This is a genomic window from Streptomyces sp. NBC_00286 (assembly GCF_036173125.1).
Lineage (GTDB): Bacteria > Actinomycetota > Actinomycetes > Streptomycetales > Streptomycetaceae > Streptomyces.
The window spans coordinates 7,394,100-7,419,086 of sequence record NZ_CP108054.1; the positions used below are offsets into that span (position 1 = coordinate 7,394,100).

The following is a 24,987-nucleotide window of genomic DNA, read 5'->3' on the forward strand; positions in this document are numbered from 1 at the left end:
GGACGGGCCTGGGTCCCCGTCCCGGATCTCGTCCGTGCCGCCGCGCTCACCGTTGCAGCGCGGGCTCCTCGTCGTCGGCGAGCGGCTGTTGACCGTCCGGCAGCTCCGCCGCTGGACGGGACAGCCGGCTTGGCCACCAGATCCGCCGGCCGATCAGCAGGGTGAGGGCGGGCACCAGGACCGACCGCACCAGCAGGGCGTCGAGCAGCACGCCGAAGGCGACCAGGAACCCGACCTCGATCAGCATCACCAGCGGAAGTGTGGCGAGGACCGCGAACGTGGCCGCCAGGACCAGGCCTGCCGAGGTGATGACGCCACCGGTGGCGGAGAGGGCTTTGAGCATGCCCCCGCTGGTGCCGAGACGCACGGTCTCCTCCCGGGCCCGGCTGGCCAGGAAGATGTTGTAGTCGACGCCGAGTGCCACCAGGAACAGGAATGCCAGCAGCGGCACCGAATAGTCGATTCCCTTGAACCCGAGGATCGTGTCGAAGACGAACACGCTGCCGCCGAAGGCTGCGGCGAATGAGACGATCACGGTGGCCATCAGGACCAGCGGGGCCAGGATCGCGCGCAGCAGCAGCCCGAGGACGATCAGGACGACGGCGAGCACCAGCGGGATCACCAGCTTCTCGTCGCGCTTGGTGGTCACCTCGGTGTCGAGGTTCTCCGCACTCGGCCCGCCGACGATCGCCTCCGCCCCGCTCACCGCGTGCACGGCGGTGCGCACCCGCTTGATCGTGTCGTACTCCGCGGCGGTGTCCGGCGCGTCCTTCGGGAACACGGAGATGTTGGCCCAGCCACCACTGGTCTGCTCCGGGATGGCCAGGGCCACACCGCGAGTGTCCTTGACGATGTCGAGCACCCGCTCCTGGTGCGCCGGCCGCGTGAAGACCGTCATCGGCTGGCCGCCGAGCTCCGGGAAGTGCTTGCGGAGAACGGTGAAACCGGTGACCGACTCCGGCGCGGACAGGAACTGGTCCTGCTCCCGCAGGGCGCCGGTGTTGCCCGCCAGCCCGAGGGCGAGCACGCCGAGGACTCCGAGCGAGCCGAGCGTCGCCAGCCACCGGCGGCGGCTGATGGCGGTGCCGAGCCGTCCCCACAGCCCCGGCTTCTCCTCCACGGCCGTGCTGAACCGCGGGACGGCCGGCCAGAAGATCCGCCTGCCGAGCACCACGAGCACCGCCGGGAACAGCGTCAGCATGGCCACCAGCGCGCACAGGATGCCGGCCGCACCGATCGGGCCCAGCCCGCTGGTGCTGTTCAGGTCCGCGACGAGCAGGCAGAGCAGGCCGGCGACCACGGTGGCCGCGGACGCGACGATGGCCGGCGCCGCGCCGCGTAGCGCGTGGACCATCGCGACCCGGACGTTCTCATGGTGGTGCAGTGCCTCCCGATATCGAGCGATGAGCAACAGCGCGTAGTCCGTGCCGACGCCGAATACCAGGATCGTCAGCAGCGCCGAGTTCTGGTCGTTGACCACGATGCCGAAGCCCTTGACGAGCAGGTAGACGGTCCCCATCGAGGTCAGTGCGGCCGCGCCGACGGCCACCAGCGGGATGATCCACAACACCGGGCTGCGGTAGGTGAGGATGAGCAGGAGCGTGACGACGACGATGGTGGTGAGGAGGACCTGCACGTCGATGCCGTCGAAGACGGTATCCATGTCGCCGTCGATCGCGCCCGGGCCGGTCACGTCGAGTTCCAGGCCGGAGGGGCGGTCCTTCGCGGCGTCACGCAACGGGCCGACGATGTCCTCCGGTGCGCCGTAGGCCGTGCTCACCTCGAGGGTGAACATCATCGCCTTGCGGTCGGTGGAGGGGCTCGTCGGTGAGCCCTCGTCGTCCTCGCCGGCCGCCGCCGTCGCCTTCGGGGGGTACCGCTTGGCAAGGGTGTTGTAGTGGCGCTCGACCGTCGCGCGGTCGGCGTCGGTCATGCCGCCGGCGCGGTGGTACACGAAGACGAACGTGTTGTTGTCACCGCCGGGGAGACTGTCGTCCAGCACCGCCACCTTGGTGGACTCGGCGCTGGCCGGCAGGGTGTCTACGGCGCTGTCGGTGGTGACCGAGCTCAACTTTCCGCTCAGCGGCACCATGCCCGCCGCCAGCACCAGCCACAAGCCAATCACCAACCATGGCACCCACCGGCCTGCCAACCGACCGGCCGGCGCTTCCCCGGACGGCGCTGCGTTGACTGCCATCACTAGCCTCCTACATACGGGTTGCATCGCTTATCTGGATGCCTGCTTCCTACCGAGCGAACCTGAGACGACTGTTAGTACGGTGCTCAGGCCGGTTGGCCGGACCATGTGCCCAGCGCACGCACCCGCGTGGTGGCGTCGAGGTCCTGCCCCGTGGGCAAGGCCCAGGCGACACAGCCGTCGGGCCGGATGAGCAACGCGTCGACGTCCACCCGGTCCGTGCGGGCGGTGACGGTGTTGACCCGTCCCGTCCACGCGGCCGCGGCGTCGCGGACCTGCGCGCGGTCGACGAGGTCGGGCAGGAGCCCACGACCCTCACGCAGCAGGTCCGCCGACCGGGTCACCGCGGTGACGACGTCCGGGCCGGGCCGCTCCAGCGTCAGCTTCATGTCCGGGCACAGGGTGCCGACGAGCCGGTGGTCGTCGCCCAGGTCGTACCGGACGTCCATCCCGGCGAGCTTGCCGGCGAGCATGTCGGCGACGTACCGGTGGGCGTCGTCGAGGTCCATCAGGTCGGAGAACATCTCCCACAGCGCCCTCGTCTGCGGGTCGGGTCGCATCAGGGCGATCTGGGCCCGGGTGTTCTGCAGCAGGCGCGCCGCGACCGGATGCCGTTCGGTGGTGTACGCGTCGAGGATGTCCTCGCCGACCCAGCCGCATACCACGGCCGCGAGCTTCCAGCCGAGGTTCGCCGCGTCGACGATACCGACGTTGAGGCCCTGGCGCCGACCGGCGCGTACACGTGGGGCCGCGTCCCCGGCCAGCAGGACCCGGCCGGCCCGGTACATGGTCGCCTGCCGCGCCGTGTCGATCCAGCGGATCCCGGACAACATCGTGGTGATCGTGACATCGGTGCCGCTCACCCGCCGGATGCTGTCCTGCAGCTCCTCGACGGTGAGCGGCTCGACCCTCATCAGTACAGAGCACCGCGTCGGTGAGCTCGAACAGCGCGTCGACCTGCGCGGTCAGGCAGGCGTAGAAGTCGGTTCTGAGCTGAGTTTGGCTCCCGTCCATCGCCGACGGACTTTCGTGGGCGTGACTTCGGGCCCAGTTGCGACGGGCCTTGATTCTCGTGCGGGTGTCGAACGGCGCTCCGGAGAGAACTACCGGTAGCAGCTCTCTAACGTTCGTCTCAGGTGCGCTCGGTAGGAAGTAGGCATCCAGATAAGCGATGCAACCCGTATGTAGGAGGCTAGTGATGGCAGTCGACACAGCGCCGTCAGGGAAAGCGCCGCCCGGGCGGTTGAGGTTCGGGGCGGCCATCATGGCGCTGGCGACGGCGTTCGCTGTCGCCGCCTGCGGGTCGGACGCCGACAACAGTGCGGAGCCCGCCGAGCCCAGCTCGCACAGCGCGCACGCGGGCGGGTCATCGGCTCCACCGCAGCCGCTGCGCGCCGGCGAGCGGTTCGTCGACCTGAAGATGGCCGAGGCCTACACGCCCGCGCCGCCGGACGGCGCCGTGGACGAGTACAGGTGCCAGGTGCTCGATCCGGGCCTGACCAAGGACGCGTTCCTGACCGGGACCCAGGTCATGCCGGAGAACGGCGCCATCGCGCACCACGGCATCGTGTACGCGGTGCCGCCGGGCGGCGCTGCCGCGGTGCGCGAGCAGGACGCGAAGACTCCCGGCCTCGGCTGGCAGTGTTTCGGCGGGACCGGCGTGGACGGCGCCGACGTGGAGGGCGACGACGAGGGCGCCGACCCGGGCGCGGCGTGGGTGGACACCTGGGCGCCGGGCGCCACAGAGACGCTGCTCGACCAGGACGCCGGCTTCAAGCTGGAGCCGGGCAGCCTGATCATCCTCCAGATGCACTACAACCTGCTCGCGACCGACGGCAAGCCGGGCGGGTCGGACCGCTCGGCGGTGCGGCTGCGGCTGAAGGACGGCACGCCGCAGACCCGGGAACTCGAGACGTGGTCGCTCGACGCGCCGACCGACCTGCCCTGCGCCGCCGACGAGTCGGGTCCGCTCTGTGACCGGGCGGCCTCGATCGCGGACGTGACGAAGCGGTTCGGGCCGGATGTCGGCGAATTCGCGGACCGTCAGGTGGAGGAGTGCAACCAGGGCGGCGTGCCGAAGCCCGGTGACACTCAGTCCTGCGACCACGAGGTGGAGGAGCCGGTGACGGTGTTCGCCGGTTTCGGTCACATGCACATGCTCGGGCGGTCCATGAAGGTCGAACTCAACCCGGGCACGCCGAAGGCCAAGGTCCTGCTGGACGTGCCGCAGTTCGACTTCGACAACCAGCGGATGGTGAAGCTGCCGTCGCCGGTGGAGGTCGGTCCGGGGGACACGCTGAGGGTGACGTGTACGCACGACGCGGGGCTGCGCAAACAGCTGCCGCAGCTGAAGAAGCTGCCGCCGCGCCACGTTGTGTGGGGCGACGGCACCGGCGACGAGATGTGCATTGGCATCATGTCGGTCTCCCCCCGCAAGTCCTGACGAACGCCGAACGTGTGTGAGCTCACTGAAGTCAACAAGCCGAAAAACACCACTGTTTGCGCTCAGGAGGCATCGTCTTGCCAGATACAACACGCCGCACGGTTGTCTGCGGTCTGCTAGCCGGTCTGGTCGCACCGGTTTCCCTAGCCGCCTGCTCGTCCGAGACACCCGCCGCCAACCCGCCCGCCGGAGGATCCTCCGGCTCCGGTGGCACGCCGTTGGCCAAGCTGGCCGACGTCTCGGTCGGCAGCGGGGCGATCGTGGATGGACCGTCAGGCAAAGTCTTGATCGTCCGGCCATCGGAGAACGAGGTCAAAGGGCTCGACCCGGCCTGCCCGCACGCGGGCGTCACCGTTTCCCAACCGGCGGGCGGCACCATCACATGCCCCGGCCACGGCAGCGTTTTCGACGCCGCGACCGGCGAGAGGAAGAAAGGGCCGGCAACCACTGGCCTGACCCCGATCCCGGTGAAGATCAGCGGTGACTCAGTCGTGACCGCCTAGAAAGGTGTCGGCGGCCCACCGGAACTCGGCGGGCCGTTCGACCCGGGGACAGTGGCCGCACTGGTCGATCAGCACGACATCACCGTTCGGGAAAAGCCTCGCCGGCGCCTTCACCGGCCGCACACCCGTCAGACAGTCCTGCGCGCCACCGAGCACCAATGTCGGTGCCTTCACCGCAGCGAGCCTTCCGGCCAGGTCTTCCGGTGGCTGCACGCTGAAAAACGCCTGCGCCGCGGCGAGGTCGAACTTCCCCAGTTGTGCGTGCTTCTGTTCGGCTGCCGTCCAGGCGGCGTACCTCATCGGGGCGCACGCCTGCTGCCGGGCATTGAACGCTGTCTCGTCGGACAGATCGGCGCCGCCTTGGAACGCGGCAACAGCTTGGTCGAACATCGGGTCGCCACTTCGTTCACCGATGAGCTCCGCTGCGTCGGCGGGCTCGTCTACCAGATAGGTGGACGGCGGCGTGACGAGAAGGAGTCGGGCGACCCGCTCCGGATACTGCGCCGCGTAGCTGGTCGCGAGCCTGGTGCCGGCAGAATGGCCGATGATGGTCAACCGGTCCTGCCGCAGAGGCTCGCGCAGCGACTCGACATCACGGGCTTGAGTCCAGTATGCGCCGGTTTCGACTTGCTCCGGCTTTGGTGACTTGTCGACAGCTCTGGGCTCACACACGTCCGCACTGAACAACGCGATGGCCGAGGCGTTGAACGGCACCTTCAAGGCCGAGTTGATCGAGATGCAGGGTCCCTGGCGGGACGTCGACCAGGTCGAACGGGCGATCTTCCAGTGGGTCACGTGGTACAACGAGGAACGCCTCCACTCCGCCCTCGACTACGTACCGCCCGCCGAGTACGAACGCGACTTCTGGCGGAGCCAGGAAGCCACCCCGCAGTCCGCCTGAACAACCAAGACCGGACTCCCACGAAACTCGGGGCAGTTCAGGCCCAGTCAAGAGACACTATTAGCGAATTCGCCTCACAGGATGCGTTCACGGGGCGACGGATAGCCTGCCTTCATGGGTTCGGATGAGGGAGCCGAGGGCATCGGCGTGGATCTTGACAGTCGGGGCTGGGGGGCCACGCGCTCCTGGGTGGAGAAGGGGTTGTCCGAGGCGGAGCGCATCGAAAGCGTTGTGCGGCTGCGTGGTGGCTGGACGTCGGAGATGCGCCGCCTGGACCTCTGTGGTCCGGGTGGTCGGCGCTCACTCGTCCTGCGGTCCTTCGTCAAGCCTTTCTTCGTTCGGCACGCGGAGGGCCTGCTGACCCGTGAGGCGACTGTCCTGCGCCTGCTCGGTGACACGGACGTGCCCGCGGCCACGCTCGCGGCGGTGGATGCGACGGCGCAGTACTGCGATCGCCCCTCCTTGCTGATGTCCCTGCTGCCGGGGACTGTGCGCCTGGGCGATCAGGGTGCTGATGACCGCGCTGACCTGCTGGCCCGGCAGTTGGTGCGTATCCATCAGCTGCCGGTGACCGCGCAGCAACGGCCTCGTACCTACCAGGCCTGGGCCTCTCCCGAGCGAGTGACTCCGCCCGCGGCCACCGAGCGGTCCGAGCTCTGGCAGCGGGCTGTCGACGTCATCCGCCAGGAGCCTCCGGCGTATAAGGGTTGCTTCCTGCATCGGGACTTCCACCCCGGCAACGTCCTCTTCACAGGCACCGATGATGATCTCCAGATCAGTGGTGTCGTCGACTGGGTGGAGACCTCTTGGGGGCCGGCCGACTTGGACGTGGCTCATTGCTCAACGGCCCTCGCCCTGCTGCACGGGATTCCCGCAGGCATCCGCTTCGCCGATCGCTACGTCGCGGCGGGCGGAACCTTGGCCGAAGGCGGCACCGCCCATCTCTATTGGCGGCTTCTGGACGCGTTGAGTTTTGCTCCGGATGCGGAGAAGGTCGCCGTCCCCTGGCGTGAACTGGGCCGCGTAGATCTGACAGCCAGTGTTCTGACTCAAAGGCTGGAGAGATACATTGAATCCCTTTTCAGTGGCTATGCCTGAACTATCGCCGCTGGGGCGGTTCTTTGACGATGAGCTTGGTGAACTGGCGGGCCAGCCGACAGTCCGCTGAAAGGCTCGATCATCGCCCTGTCCGCTGCTGCGATCACGCCCGCCACCCAGTCATGCGTACACGCGTCTCGACAGCGTCCGGGAGGTGTTCTCCGGCCGGTGGCGTCAACTCTGGTTGACGATTCAGGTGGCTGTCAACTACGGTTGACGCATGGATGTGGATCAGTTGACCGAACTCGCGGCATCGACGGCCGACCACGACCCGCTGGTGGGGTTGGGCGCCGTCGCGCGACTCCGCGCCGAGACGGAACGTATCGAAGCGGTGCTGGTGCGCCGCGCCCGCAACAACGGTGCCACGTGGCCGCAAATCGCCGCCGTCCTGGGCGTCTCGAAGCGGGCAGTCCACAAGAAGTACGCCGCTCGGGGCCTGTTCGGCGGTCGGTCATGACCGCCCAGATACACGGCGATCAGCGGCTTGTTGCCAGGCTCGGCGAACTGTTGGGCCCGCGCCACCCGGTCGCCGCGGCGGCCGTGGTCACGCCCGAGGGCATGAGCGTGGCGGGCCGCGGCACCGACCTCGACGCCGACTTCGAAATCGGCTCGATCGCGAAGGCCGTCACCGGGCTGCTGTACGCCGACGCCCTCACTCGAGGCGAGATCGACCCCGACACGAGCCTTGGCGAGTTGCTGCCACTGGGCGACGTCCCCGCCGCACGAGTGACACTCCGATCGCTGAGCACACACCGATCCGGCCTGCCCCGGCTACCCAAATCCGCACAACCATTGCGGCGCACCATCGCCCTGTGGCGATACGGAACCAACCCCTACGGCGAGGACCTCGAACAGCTCCTCGACCAAGCCCGAGATGTTCCGCTGAGCAAGCCACGGTCCCGCTACTCCAACTTCGGATTCGAACTTCTCGGACACGCCCTCGCCCGCGCCGCCACGACGACCTACCCAGAGCTCGTCCAACAGCGCATCGCTACCCCGCTGGAACTTGACTGCTTCTACATCCCGGGGACAGCCGACGAGCTCCGCCCCGGGGCGCTCAACGGCAGAAGCCGCCGAGGACGACCGCGGCAACCCTGGACCGGTGAGGGACTCGGACCGGCAGGCGGCATCCGGGCCTCCATCACCAGCATGGCCCGCTTCACAGCGGCGATACTCGACGGCAGTGCCCCGGGCATCGCCGCACTCGATCCGATCTCCCCGTTCGGCGCCGGCGCCCGCATCGGCGCCGCATGGATCACGATCCAGGTGAAAGGCCGACCAATCACCTGGCACAACGGCGGCACCGGCGGCTTCCGGTCCTGGCTCGGACTCGACCGCAGCACTGGCACCGGCGTCGCCATCCTCTCGGCCACAGCCGCACCAGTCGACCGTCACGGGTTCACACTCCTGGCCGAGCACAGCCGCAACAACGGCCGATAACACGACCAGGCACGTCCGCCCGCACAGGTCCTCATGGTGACGAGCCGAAGCCACGCTCGGGGTCGAAGTTGGCGTCTCTCAATCCTCACCGGCCAGTTCCTGGAGCTCTTCAAGGGACTTGGTGATCCTTGGCTGGCCGGCTTGGTCGCGGGCGACAGCTTCCATGAGGCGGCGGGCGTTGGCCGGGGATCGGAGCAGGTAGTTCGTCTCTTGCCAGGCGGCGTAGTCCTCGGTGGACATGAGGTTGGCCATGGCCCTCATCCTAGTTTCAGGGCTCCTGGGTGTGCGGGTGCTCGAACGTCACCGGTGCTTCGAAAGCCGCCCGGCGGGTGGCCCGCCGTAGGGCCTTGAGGATGGTCGCGCCCAGGGTGAGGGTCAGGGCGACCGTGACGGTGGCTCGGCCGAGGTCCCAGCCGAGGGAGGTGGCCAGGCAGTACGCGAGGAAACGGGTCAGGTTGGTGGTGACGTCCGCGTCCGGGTCGAAGGCCACGCTTGATGTGAGGGCGTTCATGAAGGGCCAGCCGGACAGGTTCATGAGCGTGCCGTAGGCAAAGGCCGCGACGAAGCCGTATGCGGCGAGCATTACCAACTCCGTACGGCCGCGTAGGCGGTCGGGGCCCGGGAGCAGGCCCGCGCCCATCGCGAACCAGCCCATGCTGAGCATTTGGAACGGCATCCACGGCCCGACCCCGCCAGTCAGCAGCGCGGACGCGAACATCGTGACCGCGCCGAGTGCGAAGCCGAATCCGGGGCCCAGTACCCGCCCGCTCAGCACCATCAGGAAGAACATCGGCTCGATCCCGGCCGTACCGGCCCCGATCGGCCGCAACGCCGCCCCCGTCGCCGCCAGCACCCCGAGCATGGCCACGGCCTTCGGCCCGATCCCCGACTCCGAGACCGCGGCGCCCACCACCCCGACCAGCAGCACGAGCAGCCCCGCGAACAGCCAGGGTGCATCCTGCGCATGGGCGCTGACCTGGGACGTCGGCCCGGCGAGCAAGGGCCAGGCGAAGGCCGCTATGCCGATGACGCTGACGAGCGCGAGGGCGGCGACGGAGCGGGGGCCGAGTCGGATGGCGCGGGCTTGGGGGGTCGCGCGGGCTTGGGAGAGCGACTGGGGGGTCACGCGTCCGCCTCCCGGTCTGCTGTCGTCTCCCGGCCTTCCGGCTCCCACTCCCACTCCGTTGCACCCACAGCAGCGCGTACCTGCGAGACCGTCAGCCACCTCTGCGGGGCCAGGATCTTCGCCACCTGAGGGGCGAAGGACGGGGACGCCATGACGACCTCGGCGGTGAGGCCGTCGGCCACCGGTTCGCCGTCGGCCAGGATCACCACCCGGTGGGCGAGTTCGGCGGCCAGTTCCACGTCGTGGGTGGCCAGGATGATGGCGTGGCCCGCCGTTGCCAGGTCCCGAAGGACCGATACCAAGCGGGACTTGGCCGCGTAGTCGAGACCCCGGGTCGGCTCGTCCAGGAGGAGGAGTGGAGGGCGGGCCGTCAGGACCAGGGCCAGGGCGAGGGTGAGGCGCCCGCCCTCGGAGAGGTCGCGGGGGTGGGTGTCGTCCGCGATACCGGGGAGCAGTTCGGAGACCAGGGCGCGGCAGGCCCCCGGTTCCGCGCCCGCGTCGCGGTCCGCGGCCGTGCACTCGGCGGCCACCGTGTCCGCGTACAGCAGGTCGCGAGGCTCCTGCGGTACGAGGCCGACTCGGCGTACGAGTTCGGGGGGCGCCGTCCGGTGCGGTACGGCGCCGCCGACCCGCACAGAGCCCGACGCCGGTTCGACCAGCCCCACCAGTGCGCTGAGCAGCGTGGACTTTCCGGCACCGTTGCGGCCCATGAGGGCGATGGTCTCGCCGGGGGCGACGGTCAGAGTGACGTCGTGGAGGGCTTCGATGCCGCCTCGGCGGACGGTGAGGTGGTCGACGGACGCGGCAACTGCGTTGGTCGGCCTGGGAGTTGGGGTGACGCGCCTGCGAAAGAGGCGCGAGCGGGCTGGTACGGGACGGAGTGCGGGCGCCGCGGCCGGAGTCGCGCTCGCAGACTCGCCCTCGTACGCCACTTCCGACAGCCGTTCCCGCAGCGCCCCCGCCCTCCGCCGTGCGTCGCGCACCGTCAGCGGCAACGGTGACCATCCGGCGAGGCGCCCCAGGGCGACGACCGGCGGATACACCGGGGAGACGGCCATGACCTCGGACGGCGGGCCCAGTACGAGCGGGGCGCCCGGGGCCGGGAGGAGGGCGACCTGGTCGGCGTACTGGATGACGCGTTCCAGGCGGTGTTCGGCCATGAGGACCGTGGTGCCGAGGTCGTGGACGAGGCGTTGGAGGACGGCGAGTACCTCCTCCGCGGCGGCCGGGTCGAGCGCCGAGGTCGGCTCGTCGAGGACCAGGACGCGGGGGTGCGGGGTGAGGACCGAGCCGATCGCGACCCGTTGTTGCTGGCCGCCGGAGAGGGTGGCGATCGGGCGGTCGCGGAGGTCCGCGAGGCCCAGCAGGTCCAGGGTCTCCTCGACCCGGCGGCGCATCACATCCGGTGCGAGGCCCAACGACTCCATCCCGTACGCGAGTTCGTCCTCGACCGTGTCCGTCACGAAGTGCGCGAGCGGGTCCTGGCCCACCGTGCCTACGACGTCGGCGAGTTCGCGCGGCTTGTGCGTACGGGTGTCACGCCCGGCCACCGTGACGCGTCCGCGCAGGGTGCCGCCCGTGAAGTGCGGGACCAGTCCGCTCACCGCACCGAGGATCGTCGATTTGCCTACTCCGGACGGCCCGACCAGCAGCACCAACTCGCCCTCAGGGACAGTGAGTTCTAGATCTCGTACGGTCGGCTCGGTCTGCCCGTCGTACGTCACGGAGACATCCTCGAAGCGGATCATGAGGGCTCCTTGGCGGTAGGGGGCGTGGGGGCGATGAAGGACGGGGCGAGGCCGAGCAGGATCGCGGCGGCCGGCCAGAGGGGGAAGGTGGGGGACGTCAGGGGTACGACGCCGGGGTGCAGGGCGGCGGAGCCAGGCGAGTCGTAGGCGGCGTACAGGATCAGCAGCGCCGCGGCTCCCGCGCCGGATGCGGCGACCAGCCATGCCCGTGCGCCCCACGCGTCCGGCCGGTAGCGGGTACGCAGCGAGCGGCGACCGCCGAGCCAGAGCCCGGCGAGGGCCGCGCCCAGGCCGACGAGCAGCACGGGCAGTCCGTACGTGCCGCCTTCGGCGGTGAGCAGGCCGTACGTTCCGGCGCAGACGCCGACCAGGCCGCCGAGGGTGAGTACGGCGGTGGTGCGGCGGACGGTGGGCGATACCTCGGCGGTACGGCCGTAACCGCGGGCGTCCATCGCCGCCGCGAGCGCGACCGAACGTTCCAACGCGCCCTCCAGGACCGGCAGTCCGACCTGGAGCAGGCCGCGTATCCCGCGGTCGGGCCGACCGCGGAGGCGGCGTGCGGCGCGCAGGCGCTGGACGTCCGCGATCAGGTTGGGCGCGAAGGTCAGCGCGACGACCACAGCAACTCCCGCCTCGTACAAGGCGCCTGGGAGCGACTTGAGAAGGCGGGCCGGGTTGGCGAGGGCGTTCGCGGCTCCCACGCAGATGAGGAGCGTGGCCAGTTTCAAGCCGTCGTACAGCGCGAAGACCAGGCCCTCCGCGGTGACCCGGCCGCCGATGCGGATGCCCTGCGCCCAGTCGGGGAGCGGGAGTTCGGGGAGGGTGACGAGGGTGTGGGTGCCGGGGATGGGCGAGCCGAGGAAGACGGCGAAGACGAGGCGGATGGCGAGTACGGCGAGGGCGAGTTTGACGAAGGCGGTGTAGGAGCGGGACCAGGGGGATGCGGTGCGGTGGGTGGCTACTACGTAGCCCGCTACCGCTATGAGGAGGGTGAGGAGGAGGGGGTTCGTGGTGCGGGAGGCGGCGGTGCCGAGACCTAGGGCCCAGAGCCACCAGGCGCCGGGGTGGAGGGCGTTGGAGCGGGTCGCCTGCGGCGGGCTTGGCAGGGAGCGGTGGCGGGGGGTGCCGGATGAGGGATCGGGGGAGGGGCGCTCGCTGGACTGCGGAGTACCGTCGGGCCGTTCGCCGACTGGCGGGTTGCCGGACGTCGGTTTGCAGGCCGGCGGATTGCCGGGCGTCGGTTTGCAGGCCGGCGGGTTGCCGGGCGTCGGTTTGCAGGCCGGCGGATTGCCGGGCGTCGGTTTGCCGGCTGGCGGATTGCCGGAGGACCGTTCGCTGGACTGCGGGCTACCGGGAGGCTGTTCGCCGACTGGCAGCTCGCCGGCGGGCCGGTTGCTCGGCGGCTGATTGGCCGTCGGCTGATTGCCGGATGGCCGATCGCCAGCTTGCAGCTTGCCGGATGGCAGCCTGCTGGCAGGCAGCTCGCCGGACGGCCGGTTGCCGGTCGGCGCATTCTGGGCGGCCGCTGCCCTGCCCGCAGCCCCACTGGCTTCGCTCATCGTGCGTACCTCCGCCCGTCAGTCGCGCCGCCGGCGACGCGTCTGCCAGGCCGCCGCCGCGCCCAGTACAGCCACCGCCCCGATGCCCGCGACCAGGCCCAGCGACGGGCCCTGATCGCCGGAGCCGCCACCGGACTCGCTGGAGTCGTTCTCGGCGGAGGCACTCGTCTCGCGAGGCGTGGCCGACGGTGTCGTCGTCGGCTCGGCGGCCGAGACCGGTTCGCCGCACCCCGTGCGCGGGTAGCCCGCGATGGCGCACAGGAGGGCGTTCGTGTCGTAGCGCAGGGGCTTGGCGACCGTGGCGAGCGCGTCTGCTGTCGTGGCGTCCTCGGGGACGCGGGCGCAGGCCGTACGCGCACGGGGCGGCGTCTCGCCCGACGGCGCGTCCGCGCTCGTGCCGAAGTCGAGGACCAGGGCGACCCGTTTCGAATCCTCCCGCGCGGGCGTCTTCGCGCAGATCGTCGCGAACTCCGCGGCCCCGCGCGGCTTCGCCGCGTCCTGGGCGTCCTCGCTCACCGAGAAGCGGAAGCCCTGGACATCGCCGTCGGAGGGCCGGACGATCGACGGTCCCTGGGTCGCGTACACCCAGCTGTCGCCGTCGCGGTCCCAGAAGGACCAGTAGCGGTAACCGGCCGCGTGAGCCTGCCCCGTCGCCCCGAGCATGGGGAGGACGGCGAACAGCGGGGCCAGGACCAGCAGGACCGTACGGCGGCGGTGGAGGCGGATCACGGCTTCGGCTGCTTCTTGTTGCGGCTGCTGATCAGGAAGCCGACGCCGATGCCGCCGACGAGGCCGACGCCGATCATCCACCAGACGCTGACGCCGCCGTCCTCCTCGTCCTGCCCCTTCGGCTTCTCCTTGCTGGGGGCGGCGGTACCGGCAGCGGTGTAGTTCCAGCCCTCCGGGCCAGTCGCGCCGAGCTGCTTCACCAGGTCCGCGCCGCCGAAGTCGCGCGGGTTCTTGCCGGTCGCGTCCGCCGCGAAGATCAGCTGGGCGTACGCGGCGGGGCCGTTCTGTGCCGCCCACTCAGCGGAGTTCTTCTCCAGCCACGCGAGCGACTTCCCGGCCGCGGCGGTCCGGCCCGCGGCGGCGAGCGCGACGACGGCGTCGGCGGTGTTGCCGTGGTCGGGCTGGTCCTCGGCGCCGGCGAGGGCGGACTTCAGGTAACCGTCCTTGGCGACCGCGTCGACGAGATACAGGGCACCGTTCGCGGCCGCGTTCTCGCGCGTGAAGGAGTCACCGCGTACGCACTCCGCGGAAACCTTCGCAGTGTCCCCGACCTTCGTCACCAGCCCCTTCCCCAGCGCGCCGAGGACGCCCGCCGCCGTGGCGTCCGCGTTCGCGACGAGCTTGCCCTTCTTGTCGGGCTGGAAGGCGAACGCGCCGCCGCCGTCCTCCTCGCACGGAACTGAGAGCGTGAGCAGGGCGTCGTACGGCGTCTTCTCCTCCTCCGTCTGGAGGTCCCCCGGGTCGATGTCCGCGGCCTCCAGGGCGCCGATCACGACGGAGGTCGAGTTCGTGTCGCTGGCCCCGCCCGGCGCGTACCCCCAGCCGCCGTCCGCGTTCTGAACGGACTTCAGCCACTTCACGGCGGCACCGGTCACGGCGTCGTCGGCGCCGAGCGGCTCCAGAGCCTGCAGCGCCGCGGCCGTACTGTTCGTGTCGACGGGCGTCTTGGCGTCGCACTTCACGCTCGTATCGGCGCGATACGGCGCGAACGCCCCGCTCTCACACTGCTGCCCGATCAGCCAGTCGACGGCCTCGGGCGCGGGCTCCACACCCATGGTGTGCTGAGCGAGCAGCGCGAGCGACTGCCGCCAGACACCGTCGTACGTCGGATCCGTACTGCCGAACAGCCCGGTGGGCAGTTCCTTGGTCGGCGACGGCGACGGGGAGGGCGACTCGGCGGCGAGGGCGACCGGCGCGCAGGCCGCACCGATCACGGCGGTGGCGGCCAGCAACGCGGCGCTACGGCGAAGTTTCATGATCGGCGGTTTCTCCCTACAGGGAGCCGGGCAGCCCAGAGCCCCGGGCGGCTCGGCTCCGTATGCCTCGACGGTGCCCGTCACCGGCGGTTCCCGGTGACGTCGAGCCGGTCACGTCCGTACGGGGCATTCCGGCTCACCGCCCGCTGTCGAGACGGCGGACGATTCACGGTTGCGGGTCAGCGCCGGTTTTGCACCGGCTTCCCCCCGTACGGGTGTGATGACGACCTGTTTACTGTACCGGCCCGTATCGAAACGCTGAGGCCCGGCTGTGCGGCGCCGATAGGTTCGGCGCATGAGTAGCGACTTACGGCTCGGCCCTCTGCTCGGCTCCGGCCGCACGGCGGATGTGTACGCGCTCGACGAGCCCGAGGACGGGACGTGGGTGTTACGCCGCTACCGCGAAGGCTACGGCGACGCGCCCGCCGAGGCAGCCGTCATGGAACACGTACGCGCCCACGGCTACCCCGTACCGCGCGTACGGCCGACGCACAAGCACACCGACCTGATGATGGAGCGCCTCTCCGGACCAACCATGCTGCAGGCGCTCGCCGATGGCCTGATCGGGCCCCGGGATGCCGGAGCCACCCTCGCGCGCCTGCTCCGCGACCTGCACGCGCTGCCACCACGCCTCTCCACCGACCCCACCGCCCGAGTCCTGCACTTGGACCTGCACCCGGACAACGTGATGCTCACCCCGACCGGCCCCCGAGTGATCGACTGGGCCAACTCGGAGGAAGGCCCACCCGGCCTGGACTGGGGCATGTCAGCAATGATCCTCGCCCAAGTCGCGGCCGACGACGACCCGTTGGCCGAGCCGGCCGGGGCGCTACTCGCCGCGCTGCTCGACGGCAACGAGCGCGCCGTGACGGACGATGGCCTCGCAGAGGCCCGCCGACGTCGCGCCGCCAATGTGACCATGACGACCAGGGAGGTCGAACTACTCGGTGATGCAGAGGAGTTGATCCGTACGCTACTGAGCTAGCCCCCGCCCGGCCATGCACCCAAGAGGCCCTCTGTTCAAGCCGGTTCAAGTTCCTACGCGATCACCGGCGGCGATCGTCTCGGCGGCCCCGGCCCCGGCCTCGTCCACCGCCACGGGGGCGGGGTTCTTCGGGCCGCGCAGGGTGATGTAGACGAACAGTGCGCCCATGACGGCGGCGCCTGCCCACATGGCCTGCTGCCAGCCGTCGACGAAGGACTGCTGGGCGGCATGGACGATCTGCTGTGCGTGCGAGCCGGTGCTGCCCGAGACCTCGACGGCGTTGGCGATGCCTTCGCGGGCGGTCTCCGCAGCCCCATGGGGGACGCCCTGCAGCCGGTCGTCGATCGCGTTGCGATAGCCGGCGGATAGGAGCGCACCCAGCATGGCGACGCCCAGCGCGGTGCCGAACTCGCGGGTGATGTCGTTGAGTGCGGAGGCGACGCCCTGCTTCTCACGCGGCAGCGAGCCGGTGATGGCCTCGGTGGAAGGCGTCATGGACAGGCCCATGCCGATGCCCATCGCGAGCATGCCCGGCAGGATGGTCAGGTAGCCGCCATCCACGGAAACGAACAGCGCCATCAGCACCAGGCCCACACCGGCCAGGGCGATGCCCACGGCCATGGTCGAGCGGGAGCCGATGCGTGCGACCGTCTTGGGGGCCAGGCCGGAGGTCATCATCATCATGACCGCCATCGGCATCATGGCCACCGTCGACAGCAGCCCCGACCAGCCGAGCACCGCCTGGAAGAACGGGAACAGGACCACGGCGATGCCCGCCTGGACACCGAAGACCACCAGCAGCGTGATCGAGCCGCCGGCCATGCCGCGCTCCCGGAACAGGCGTACGTCCAGCAGCGATGCGTCTCGGCGGTGCAGCTCCCAGGCCACGAAGCCGATGCCGGCGATGAGGCCGACGGCGAGGCTGATCAGCGTCGCGGGGGCGGTCCAGCCGCGCTCGGGCCCTTCCTGCAGGACGAAGATGAGGCCGATTACGGCGACGGTGGAGACCAGCGCGCCGACGGTGTCGAAGGAATGAGCCGAGCGCTCACGGGAGTTGGGCACCGACTTCAGTGTCATGCCCAGGGCCACGATGACCAGGACCACCGGCAGCACGAACAGCCGGCGCCAGTCCGCGATATCGACCAGGAGGGCGGAGAGGAACATGCCCAGGATGCCGCCGCCTCCGGCGACGCCGGTCCATACGCCGATCGCCTTGCCGCGCTGCTCCTCGGGGAAGGTGGAGGTGATGACGGCAAGAGTGATCGGCATGATCATCGCGGCGCCGATACCGCTGGCCACACGGGCCGCGATCATGACCTCGGCGGTCGGGGCCAGGCCCGCCACGACGTGTGCGACACCGAAGACGCCAAGTCCGGCGATCAGCATGGGCTTGCGGCCCAGGCGATCACCGATCGCGCCGAGCGGCAGCAGCAGCGCGGCCAGGGCCAGGGTGTAGACGTTGATGATCCACAGAACCGTGTTCTGTGAGGCCCCGAACTCGACGGCCATGTGGGTCTGGGCGACGTTCAGCCCGGACACCGACGCGATGACGGCCATCAGTGCGATGGAGACGGCGATCAGGATGGTGCGCAGCTGACGCGCATCCGGTGTGCCGCCGTCGCCACCGGCGACGGAGGCGGTCCTCTGTGCGGGCTGGTTCGTACTCATGGATTCCTCTCGAAAAGGCTCGAAAAGGGCATGGGGGAACTCGGCGTCGGACTCTGCCCGGACGCCGGAATGCGGAGGGAAGGAGCGGCAGTGCGTGCCGCGGATATCAGGCGGTGGTGGTACCGCTCTGGGCTGCGGCGAGGGCCGCGTCGGTCTCGGCCGTGGCCAGCAGGGCGTTGATGTGGGATGCGGCCAGGGCGCCGGCCGCGGCGGAGGCGCCGACCTGGGCGGTCAGGTCGGTGGCGTTGCCGGCCACCCACACCCCGGGCACCTCGGTGGTTCCGGCCATGCCGGAGGCGAAGCGGCGGCCCATGCCGTCGGGCAGGTCCTCCATCGGCAGCTTCAGCCCGTCCAGGCCTTCGGTGCGGGCCTGCATCCGGGTGGCGACCGCGAGAACGCGGCGGGCCATGAACCCGCCGTCGGCCAGGCGCACGCCCGCGACACCGCCGTCGTCGGCCTTCACGACCTCTTCCACGGGGCTGTCGACGATACGGATGCCCCGGGCGGCGAAGCGCTCGCGGCTGTTCTCATCGAGTGCGGTGCCGCGGGCGAAGTAGACGAGGTCGTCGGTCAACTGGCGGAACAGCAGGGCGTGGTGGATGGATGCAGGGCCGGTGGCGAGGACGCCGAGGGGCTCGTCGCGTACCTCCCAGCCGTGACAGTACGGGCAGTGCACGACGCTGTCGCCCCAGTGTTCCGCGAGCCCGGGAACGTCGGGCAGCACGTCCCGCAGGCCGGTGGCCACCAGCACACGGCGTGCCGTGATGATCCGGCCGTCGGCCAGGGTGATGGTGAAACGCAGATCCCCGTCGGCCGACGGGACGGCAGGCTCGGCCGAGGCCACCTCGCCGACGACGACCCGGCCGCCGTACTGGCGCACCTGCTCCCGGCCGCGCTTCAGGATCTTGGTGGGCGGCATACCGTCCAGCACGATGAAGCCGTGCATGGCCTTGGCCGGCGCGTTGCGGGGCGTGCCGCTGTCGATCACGACGACGGAGCGGCGGGAGCGGGCGAGCATCAGCGCACCGTTCAGGCCTGCGGCGCCGCCGCCGATCACCACGGCGTCCACGGTTTCACCAGGCAGTGCGTCGCTCGCGTACGCGGAAGTCTGCACGGACATCTCCTCGCGCCCTTTCTGTCGTGCGCAGCCCCAGCCGATCCGGGTCAGCTGCCTTCGACGTTAAGCCCGGGTTGCATCAGAGGCATACCATGTTGCCTATGACGCAAGAAGATGGGGCGCTGGACAGCCTCGTACGCAAACGCATCCGCGCTCTGCGGGTCGCACAGGGCTTGTCCCTGGAGGAACTGGCCACCCGCGCCTACCTCAGCCAGTCCTCGCTGAGCCGCATCGAGAACGGCCAACGCCGCCTGGCGCTGGACCAACTCGTCGCCCTGGCGCGCGCCCTGGACACGACCCTCGACCAACTCGTCGAGAACGCCGCCGACGATGTCGTCATCAGCCCCATGAACCACGGCACCCACCGGCTGAGCTGGCCGATGAAGGGCGACCCGGCCATGAGCGTCATGCGTCAGCGGCTGACCGAGCCGCCGCCCGACAATCCCTCCAAGATGCGCGCCCACCCGGGCCGGGAATGGCTCGTGGTGCTGTCCGGCACCGCGATCCTGATGCTGGGCCACCGCCGCTTCCGCATCGAGACCAACCAGGCCGCCGAGTTCCCGACCATGATGCCGCACGCCATCGGCGCCGAGGGCGGCCCTTGCGAGCTCATGTTCATCTTCGACCGCGACGCCCGCCGCGGCCATCGCGAGACCGATGATCAGCGCGAGAAGGGCGACAGCGACGCGCAAGGCACCAGACCGTAGCTACTCCGGCGCCGCAGGCCCGCCCCGCACGGTGCCCGTGGAGGCTTCGGCCTCCGTGCGCTGCTGAGCCAGGCGTCGGCGGCGAGGTCGTGCAGAACCTGGGGCAAGGCACCCGTCGGCCGCAGTTCACGTACGAGCGTGGCTGTCACCGTGCGGAGGGCGCGGGCCAGTTCGGTCCGGTCGAGGGAGCGCACGAGCGCCCCATGGAGAGGCTCCGTAGTTCACTCACCGACGTGGTGTCGGTCCACGACGGACAGGGTCCACGTCCTCGTCATATAGCTGATCGGTACCTCGGTCGACCTCTCCCGGAGCGTCACCGTCAACCGGTCGTCCGCCAGGGAGAGTTCGCCCGAGAAGCGCCACGTCTCGCGTGGAGGTACGGGGAACAGTTCGGCCAGGACGGTGTCCTGGAGGTGGGGGTCCACCGCACGTAGCACGCCCGCGTCGAGCAGCACGATCGTTCCGTCGGGGAGGACTACGGGGCTCGGGGCCGTGGAATCCGACAGTTGTGGGCCGCGCTCGATGGATCCGTCCGGCAGCAGTCGTACGACGCGTGAGGCGGTGGGGAGCTTTCGGTCGCATTCCACGACGCGGACTGTTCCGTCCGGGTCGGGGACGTAGTGGCCGTAACTGCGCCACGTGGTCAGCAGGGTGCCGTCCTGGTCGTGGAGCCAGGTGTCGAAGTTGTCGTAGCCCTCCAGGCCGAGGAGGAAGCGTCCGCCCTCCACGGCGATGCCTCGCTCGCCGCGCAGTTCGGCGATCAGCCGTCCGCTGTCCAGGTCGAAGAGCAGCGCGGGGCCGAGGAAACCCCAGGCGTGGTAGTCGAGCGAATACGTCAGCGCCAGCAGGCGGTCCGCGGAGACATGGGCCTCGTGCGGCTTCCCCGCACAGCGGTGACGCCATTTCTCGCGTCCGTCCGCGCCGAGCCTGGCGAGATCCTGGCCGTCCGCCACGATCCGGTCGTCGCCGTCGCCGTCGCCGTCGCCGTCGCCGTCGCCGTCGCCGTCGCCGTCGCCGTCGCCGTCGCCGTCGCCGTCGCCGACGCCGACGTCGGCCAGGACCACCGGCTGCGCGCTCTGAGCCAGTGGCCGGACGGCTTCTCGCGCCTCGCCCTCGCCCCACATGGGGCCGTCCAGCAGCCGGTGATCGAGCACCTCGACCTGCCAACCACCTGTCACCGGATGCTCTGCGGGCTGTACGGCTCGAGGAGCTGGTCGACCGGTGCGTAGTCGTCGGTGAGGAGTTGGGCGTCGCCGATCCAGGAGGTGAGGTCCTCGCCGGTGGCGATTTTCCAGCCGGTTTGCCGGGAGTCCAGCGCTTCCTGGGTCGCCCGTACGTCGATCGGCCGGTCGGAGGCGAGCACCACCAGGTTGCCGCCCAGGGGGGTGGCGGTCGGGTCGAGGCCGATGTCGGCGGCTTCGCCGAGGACGGCGACGTGCTCGAAGGTCTCGCGGAGGGTGGCTACTTCGGCGCGGGCGAAGGCCATGGCACCGTGATCGATGAGGTTGGCGACGTACACGCCGTCCTCGTTGAGCACCCGCCGTACGTCCCTCATCGCCTCCACCGTGGTGAGGTGCCACGGCACGCTGACGCCCCCGAAGGCGTCGCCGACGACCAGGTCACGACTGCCGTCGTCCACGCGCCGCAGGCCGAGCCTGCCGTCCTCGACGCGTACGTCGATACCGGTTCCCGATCGCAGACCGAGTTGCTCGCGGTTGATGCGTACGACGCCGTTGTCGATCTCGGAGACCAGGCTGCGCGTCCCGGGGCGCGTGGCCGCGAGATAGCGGGGGAAGGTGAGCCCGCCGCCGCCCAGGTGGTGGGCGGTCAGTGGCTCGCGTTCGGGGAAGGCGGAATCGACCGCCGACGCGATGGCGCGTACGTACTCGAACTCCAGGAAGGTCGGGTCGTCGGTGTCGACGTAGGAGTGCCGCAGGCCGTCCAGGATGAGGGTGCGGCCGCCGTCCCGGTCGGGGTCCGCTACGACCCGTGCGCAGTGGTACTTGGTCTCTGTGTCGCAGGCACCGGGGGCGACCGTGGTGGCGAGGCCGCCGGCCACGACCACGAGGGTGAGGGCGGGGGTGCCGGTCCACCCGCGCGTACGCCACTCGGCCAGGCCGCCGCCGACCACCAGCAGTGTGCCGAGGCCGATCAGGATGCCGCTCACCGGCAACCGCGATACGAGGACGAAGCCGGTGAGAACGGTGCCGACGATGGCGCCGACGGTACCGACGCCGGACAGCCGGCCGACCACCGTCCCCGTCTCGGCGAGGCTGGTCAGACGCAACTTGGTCACGATCGGCGTCACCGCGGAGAGCAGCGCGCCCGGCACCAGGATGGTCAGCGCCGCGATCAACAAGAGCAGCGGTGCCGCCCACTCCGCGGTGCTGCGCAGCACGGCGGGCGTGAGCGCCACGACCGCTCCCGACACCCCGAGCGAAGGGCCGATGAGCCGACGCGGATCGACCTGGTCGGCGGCGCGCCCACCCAGCCAGGAGCCGGCGGCGATCGCGGAGAGGGCGATGCCGATCACCATCGTGCTGGTCTCGAGCGTGAGGCCGAGATAGGGAGCCAGCAGCCGCAGAGCGACGATCTCGACCACCAGGACCGCGGCCGAGGACCCGAACACGAGGACGGCGGCGGCCCGGGCGCCCAGGCCCTGGCTGCGAGGCGTGCCCTCGGCGACGGGCGAGGAAGACGTTCCGGTCACGGGCGACATCCTCGCATCGCGACGCGCGGACCGAACAGCGTTGCGGAAATCCGCAAGCCTCCGGCTACCTCGGCGAACTGCCGCCCTCACACGTCCGCATAGGTCACCGGGTCGCTACACCGCCACATACGTCACCGGATCGCTCCCCGTAACCGCCTCCGCGCGCCCCAGCTTCACCAGCCGGCGCAGATGGGCCTCAGCCTCCGAGACGGCGATGTTGCGGGAGGCGTACGGGATTTCGGACCAGGGGCGGTTCCACTCCATGCGTACGGCGAGTTGCCAGGGGGTGAGGGGCGTGGTGAGGAGGGAGAGGAGGCCGGTCAGGCGGGACTCATGGTGGGTCAGCAGCTCCCGTACGCGGGAGGGGGCGTCGGTGAAGGCGTGCTGGTGGGCGGGGAGGACCTCGGCGGGGGCCAGGCGGCCGACGCGTTCGAGGGAGTCGAGGTAGTCGCCCAGGGGGTCCATGACCGTGGCGTCGTCGGGGTCCTCGTACAGGCCGATGTGCGGGGTGATCTCGGGGAGCAGGTGGTCGCCGGAGAACAGGCGGCCCTTGCCGGGGAGTTGGGCCGGGTGGTCCTCCTCGAGGTGGAGGCACACGTGGCCCGGAGTGTGGCCGGGCGTCCAGATCGCGCGGAGGCGGCGTCCCGCCAGGTCGAGGAGTTCGCCGGGGACTATCTCGCGGTCGGGGAGCGCGGGGGAGAGGCCGGGGAGGGTGCGGGGGTGGGCCGTGCGCAGGGGCGCCACGTGTTCCTCGGGCGCGCCGGCGGCCGTGAGCTTGTCCGTCATGTACGTGAACCAGCGCTCCGGCCGCGTCCCGCGCGTTCGCCGCACGATCGAGGCGTCCGCCTCGTGCATCGCGACCCAGGCGCCGGAGGCCTCCCGTACCTTGCCGGACAGCCCGTGGTGGTCGGGGTGGTGGTGGGTGATCACCACCCCGTGGATCTCGGATGGCGAAGTGCCGCACGCGGTAAGGCCGTTGGCCAAGGTCTCCCACGACGCTGGGTCGTCCCAGCCCGTGTCGACCAGGACCGGGCCGCGGTCGGTGTCGAGGACGTACACCAGCGTGTAGCCGAGCGGGTTGTCAGGGATGGGGACCCTGATGGACCGTACGCCGCCGCCGTGGTCGGTCACTTGCGTCATGGGTTCCCCGTCCTGATCCGCATCCGGACTCCTCTTCGGCATGGCCATTGCTCATGATAACTAGAACTGGTATCAGTTCCTCGTGTGTATCTGAAACAGCGTCAGGAAATACCCGACGTGACAGAGATCACCAACTGAGATCAGTAACTGGATCAGTAACTGGGATCGCCCGGCTCCGCAGGAGGCAGTCGCTCATGACCGAGCTCGTGGAACACGGACAGCTGTTCATCGGCGGGGAGTTGACGGACCCCCTGGGCCAGGACGTCATCGAGGTGGTCTCGCCGCACACGGAAGAGGTCATCGGGAGGGTGCCGCACGCCTCGCCGGCCGATGTGGACCGGGCGGTCGCGGCGGCGCGCAGGGCCTTCGACGAGGGGCCCTGGCCGCGGATGACGCTCGACGAGCGGATCGAGGTCATCAGCCGCATCAAGGACGCGTTCGCCGTACGGCACGAGGAGTTCGCCCGTGTCATCTCCTCCGAGAACGGCACCCCGTACACCTCCTCCGTGATGGTGCAGGCGCTGTCCTCGATGATGGTGTGGGACTCGGCGATCACCACCGCGCGCGGCTTCACATACGAGGAGCAGCGTGACGGTGTCCTCGGGAAGATTCTGGTGCGACGCGAACCCGTCGGCGTCGTCGCGGCCGTCGTGCCGTGGAACGTGCCGCAGTTCACCGCCGCCGCCAAACTCGCGCCCGCGCTGCTCGCGGGCTGCACCGCGATCCTCAAGGTGTCGCCCGAAACCCCGCTCGACGCCTACCTGTTGGCGGAGATCGCCGCCGAGGCCGGGCTGCCCGAGGGCGTGCTGTCGATCCTGCCCGCCGACCGGGAGGTCAGCGAGTACCTGGTGGGGCACGAGCACGTCGACAAGGTGTCCTTCACCGGGTCCGTCGGCGCCGGAAAGCGCGTCATGGAGGTCTGCTCGCGCAACCTCACCCGCGTCACTCTCGAACTGGGCGGCAAGTCGGCCGCGGTGATCCTGCCGGACGCCGACGCGGCGACGGCCGTGGGCGGCATCGCGCCCTTCGCCTGGATGATCAACGGTCAGGCGTGCGTCGCCCAGACCCGCATCCTCGTACCGCAAACCCGCTACGACGAGTTCGCCGAGGCCTTCGCCGCCACCGCGGGCGCGCTGAAGGTCGGCGACCCGCTCGACCCGGCCACCGAGGTGGGCCCGCTGGTCGCCCGGCGCCAGCAGCAGCGCTCCCTCGACTACATCCGTATCGGCCAGGAGGAAGGCGCCAAGATCCTCACCGGCGGCGGGCGTCCGGCCGGCTTCGACAAGGGCTGGTACGTCGAGCCGACGCTCTTCGGCGACGTCGACAACTCCATGCGGATCGCCCGCGAGGAGATCTTCGGGCCGGTCATCTGCCTCATCCCGTACGGCGACGAGAGCGAGGCCGTGAAGATCGCGAACGACTCGGAGTACGGGCTGAGCGGCAGCGTGTGGACCGCGGACGTCGAGCGCGGCATCGAGGTCGCGCGGCAGGTCCGTACGGGCACGTACTCCGTCAACACCTTCAGCCTCGACATGCTCGGCCCGTTCGGCGGCTACAAGAACTCCGGTCTGGGGCGGGAGTTCGGGCCCGAGGGGTACGGCGAGTACTTCGAGTACAAGATGATCCACCTGCCCAACGGCTACGAGGGTGAGGCCTAGAA

At 70.2% G+C, this 24,987-nt stretch carries 22 protein-coding genes, 1 pseudogene and 1 riboswitch; of the genes and pseudogenes, 9 read left to right on the forward strand and 14 right to left on the reverse strand.

The features are described from left to right. Positions 1 to 46 precede the first annotated feature (46 nt). Together OHT21_RS33500 and OHT21_RS33505 are read right to left on the reverse strand one after the other, a co-directional pair. Entirely contained in the window at positions 47 to 2,197 is a 2,151-nt protein-coding gene (locus tag OHT21_RS33500) for an MMPL family transporter (protein WP_328772002.1), read from the reverse strand. 86 nt (positions 2,198 to 2,283) lie between these two features. Further along, complete coding sequence (locus OHT21_RS33505; protein WP_328772003.1) at positions 2,284 to 3,111, reverse strand: FAD-dependent monooxygenase; 828 nt, start codon at positions 3,109 to 3,111, stop codon at positions 2,284 to 2,286. Between the two features lie 284 nt (positions 3,112 to 3,395). Between OHT21_RS33505 and OHT21_RS33510 the strand changes: the two genes are divergently transcribed. Together OHT21_RS33510 and OHT21_RS33515 are read left to right on the forward strand one after the other, a co-directional pair. Beyond that, positions 3,396 to 4,640 carry a monooxygenase gene (locus OHT21_RS33510; RefSeq protein ID WP_328772004.1) on the forward strand — a complete coding sequence of 415 codons (1,245 nt, stop codon included), beginning with the start codon at positions 3,396 to 3,398 and terminating at the stop codon, positions 4,638 to 4,640. Between the two features lie 218 nt (positions 4,641 to 4,858). Further along, on the forward strand, positions 4,859 to 5,143 hold the full coding sequence (locus tag OHT21_RS33515; RefSeq protein WP_328772005.1) for a Rieske (2Fe-2S) protein: 285 nt from the start codon (positions 4,859 to 4,861) through the stop codon (positions 5,141 to 5,143). Here the strand turns inward: OHT21_RS33515 and OHT21_RS33520 are convergent. Then, positions 5,126 to 5,857: an alpha/beta fold hydrolase gene (locus OHT21_RS33520; RefSeq protein ID WP_328774318.1), complete on the reverse strand. Its 732-nt coding sequence runs from the start codon at positions 5,855 to 5,857 to the stop codon at positions 5,126 to 5,128. The genes OHT21_RS33515 and OHT21_RS33520 overlap by 18 nt on opposite strands. On the opposite strand from OHT21_RS33520, the gene OHT21_RS33525 reads away from it, so the two are divergent. From OHT21_RS33525 to OHT21_RS33540, 4 genes are all read left to right on the forward strand, one after another. Beyond that, entirely contained in the window at positions 5,835 to 6,044 is a 210-nt protein-coding gene (locus tag OHT21_RS33525; protein ID WP_328772006.1) for an integrase core domain-containing protein, read from the forward strand. The genes OHT21_RS33520 and OHT21_RS33525 overlap by 23 nt on opposite strands. Positions 6,045 to 6,158: 114 nt before the next feature. Continuing rightward, entirely contained in the window at positions 6,159 to 7,142 is a 984-nt protein-coding gene (locus OHT21_RS33530; RefSeq protein ID WP_328772007.1) for a phosphotransferase family protein, read from the forward strand. Between the two features lie 220 nt (positions 7,143 to 7,362). Beyond that, positions 7,363 to 7,599, forward strand: a complete 237-nt coding sequence (locus OHT21_RS33535) for a helix-turn-helix domain-containing protein (RefSeq protein ID WP_443050468.1) — start codon at positions 7,363 to 7,365, stop codon at positions 7,597 to 7,599. Further along, positions 7,596 to 8,582 (forward strand): serine hydrolase domain-containing protein, encoded by a 987-nt coding sequence (locus tag OHT21_RS33540; RefSeq protein WP_328772008.1) that lies wholly within the window; start codon positions 7,596 to 7,598, stop codon positions 8,580 to 8,582. The genes OHT21_RS33535 and OHT21_RS33540 overlap by 4 nt, the downstream gene beginning before the upstream one ends. 78 nt (positions 8,583 to 8,660) lie before the next feature. Here the strand turns inward: OHT21_RS33540 and OHT21_RS33545 are convergent. The 6 genes and pseudogenes from OHT21_RS33545 to OHT21_RS33570 form a co-directional block, all read right to left on the reverse strand. Next, a pseudogene (locus tag OHT21_RS33545) lies at positions 8,661 to 8,831 on the reverse strand (type II toxin-antitoxin system Phd/YefM family antitoxin); the annotation flags it as partial. A gap of 19 nt (positions 8,832 to 8,850) precedes the next feature. Next, positions 8,851 to 9,708, reverse strand: coding sequence for an ECF transporter S component (locus OHT21_RS33550; RefSeq protein WP_328772009.1), 858 nt, complete (start codon positions 9,706 to 9,708; stop codon positions 8,851 to 8,853). After that, positions 9,705 to 11,456, reverse strand: a complete 1,752-nt coding sequence (locus tag OHT21_RS33555) for an ABC transporter ATP-binding protein (RefSeq protein WP_328772010.1) — start codon at positions 11,454 to 11,456, stop codon at positions 9,705 to 9,707. The genes OHT21_RS33550 and OHT21_RS33555 overlap by 4 nt, the downstream gene beginning before the upstream one ends. Continuing rightward, the gene (locus tag OHT21_RS33560) at positions 11,453 to 12,562 is read right to left on the reverse strand and encodes a CbiQ family ECF transporter T component (RefSeq protein ID WP_328774320.1); all 1,110 of its coding nucleotides are present in this window, start codon (positions 12,560 to 12,562) and stop codon (positions 11,453 to 11,455) included. Before OHT21_RS33560 ends, OHT21_RS33555 begins: the two co-directional genes overlap by 4 nt. 471 nt (positions 12,563 to 13,033) lie before the next feature. Beyond that, entirely contained in the window at positions 13,034 to 13,678 is a 645-nt protein-coding gene (locus OHT21_RS33565) for an SCO2322 family protein (protein ID WP_328774321.1), read from the reverse strand. Between the two features lie 62 nt (positions 13,679 to 13,740). Then, a complete protein-coding gene (locus tag OHT21_RS33570) occupies positions 13,741 to 15,000 on the reverse strand; it encodes a prenyltransferase/squalene oxidase repeat-containing protein (RefSeq protein WP_328772011.1) in 1,260 nt (419 codons plus the stop codon). A gap of 124 nt (positions 15,001 to 15,124) precedes the next feature. Beyond that, positions 15,125 to 15,207: riboswitch (cobalamin riboswitch) on the reverse strand. Between the two features lie 88 nt (positions 15,208 to 15,295). Here OHT21_RS33570 and OHT21_RS33575 point away from each other — a divergent pair. Next, the gene (locus OHT21_RS33575; RefSeq protein ID WP_328772012.1) at positions 15,296 to 15,985 is read left to right on the forward strand and encodes an aminoglycoside phosphotransferase family protein; all 690 of its coding nucleotides are present in this window, start codon (positions 15,296 to 15,298) and stop codon (positions 15,983 to 15,985) included. A gap of 45 nt (positions 15,986 to 16,030) precedes the next feature. On the opposite strand, the gene OHT21_RS33580 is transcribed toward OHT21_RS33575, so the two are convergent. Together OHT21_RS33580 and OHT21_RS33585 are read right to left on the reverse strand one after the other, a co-directional pair. Beyond that, entirely contained in the window at positions 16,031 to 17,653 is a 1,623-nt protein-coding gene (locus OHT21_RS33580) for an MFS transporter (protein ID WP_328772013.1), read from the reverse strand. Positions 17,654 to 17,759: 106 nt separating this feature from the next. Beyond that, entirely contained in the window at positions 17,760 to 18,773 is a 1,014-nt protein-coding gene (locus tag OHT21_RS33585; RefSeq protein WP_328772014.1) for an NAD(P)/FAD-dependent oxidoreductase, read from the reverse strand. Positions 18,774 to 18,871: 98 nt separating this feature from the next. Between OHT21_RS33585 and OHT21_RS33590 the strand changes: the two genes are divergently transcribed. After that, positions 18,872 to 19,477: a helix-turn-helix transcriptional regulator gene (locus OHT21_RS33590; RefSeq protein WP_328772015.1), complete on the forward strand. Its 606-nt coding sequence runs from the start codon at positions 18,872 to 18,874 to the stop codon at positions 19,475 to 19,477. Positions 19,478 to 19,698: 221 nt separating this feature from the next. Here the strand turns inward: OHT21_RS33590 and OHT21_RS33595 are convergent, their stop codons facing one another. The 3 genes from OHT21_RS33595 to OHT21_RS33605 all read right to left on the reverse strand — a co-directional run bounded on the left by OHT21_RS33595 (position 19,699) and on the right by OHT21_RS33605 (position 23,327). Beyond that, positions 19,699 to 20,655, reverse strand: coding sequence for a hypothetical protein (locus tag OHT21_RS33595; RefSeq protein WP_328772016.1), 957 nt, complete (start codon positions 20,653 to 20,655; stop codon positions 19,699 to 19,701). Continuing rightward, positions 20,652 to 22,196: a fused MFS/spermidine synthase gene (locus OHT21_RS33600; protein WP_443050469.1), complete on the reverse strand. Its 1,545-nt coding sequence runs from the start codon at positions 22,194 to 22,196 to the stop codon at positions 20,652 to 20,654. Before OHT21_RS33600 ends, OHT21_RS33595 begins: the two co-directional genes overlap by 4 nt. 105 nt (positions 22,197 to 22,301) lie before the next feature. Then, the gene (locus OHT21_RS33605) at positions 22,302 to 23,327 is read right to left on the reverse strand and encodes an MBL fold metallo-hydrolase (RefSeq protein WP_328772018.1); all 1,026 of its coding nucleotides are present in this window, start codon (positions 23,325 to 23,327) and stop codon (positions 22,302 to 22,304) included. A 194-nt stretch (positions 23,328 to 23,521) separates the two neighbouring features. Here OHT21_RS33605 and OHT21_RS33610 point away from each other — a divergent pair, with 194 nt between their 5' ends. After that, positions 23,522 to 24,985: an aldehyde dehydrogenase gene (locus OHT21_RS33610; protein ID WP_328772019.1), complete on the forward strand. Its 1,464-nt coding sequence runs from the start codon at positions 23,522 to 23,524 to the stop codon at positions 24,983 to 24,985. The last annotated feature ends 2 nt before the right edge of the window (positions 24,986 to 24,987 follow it).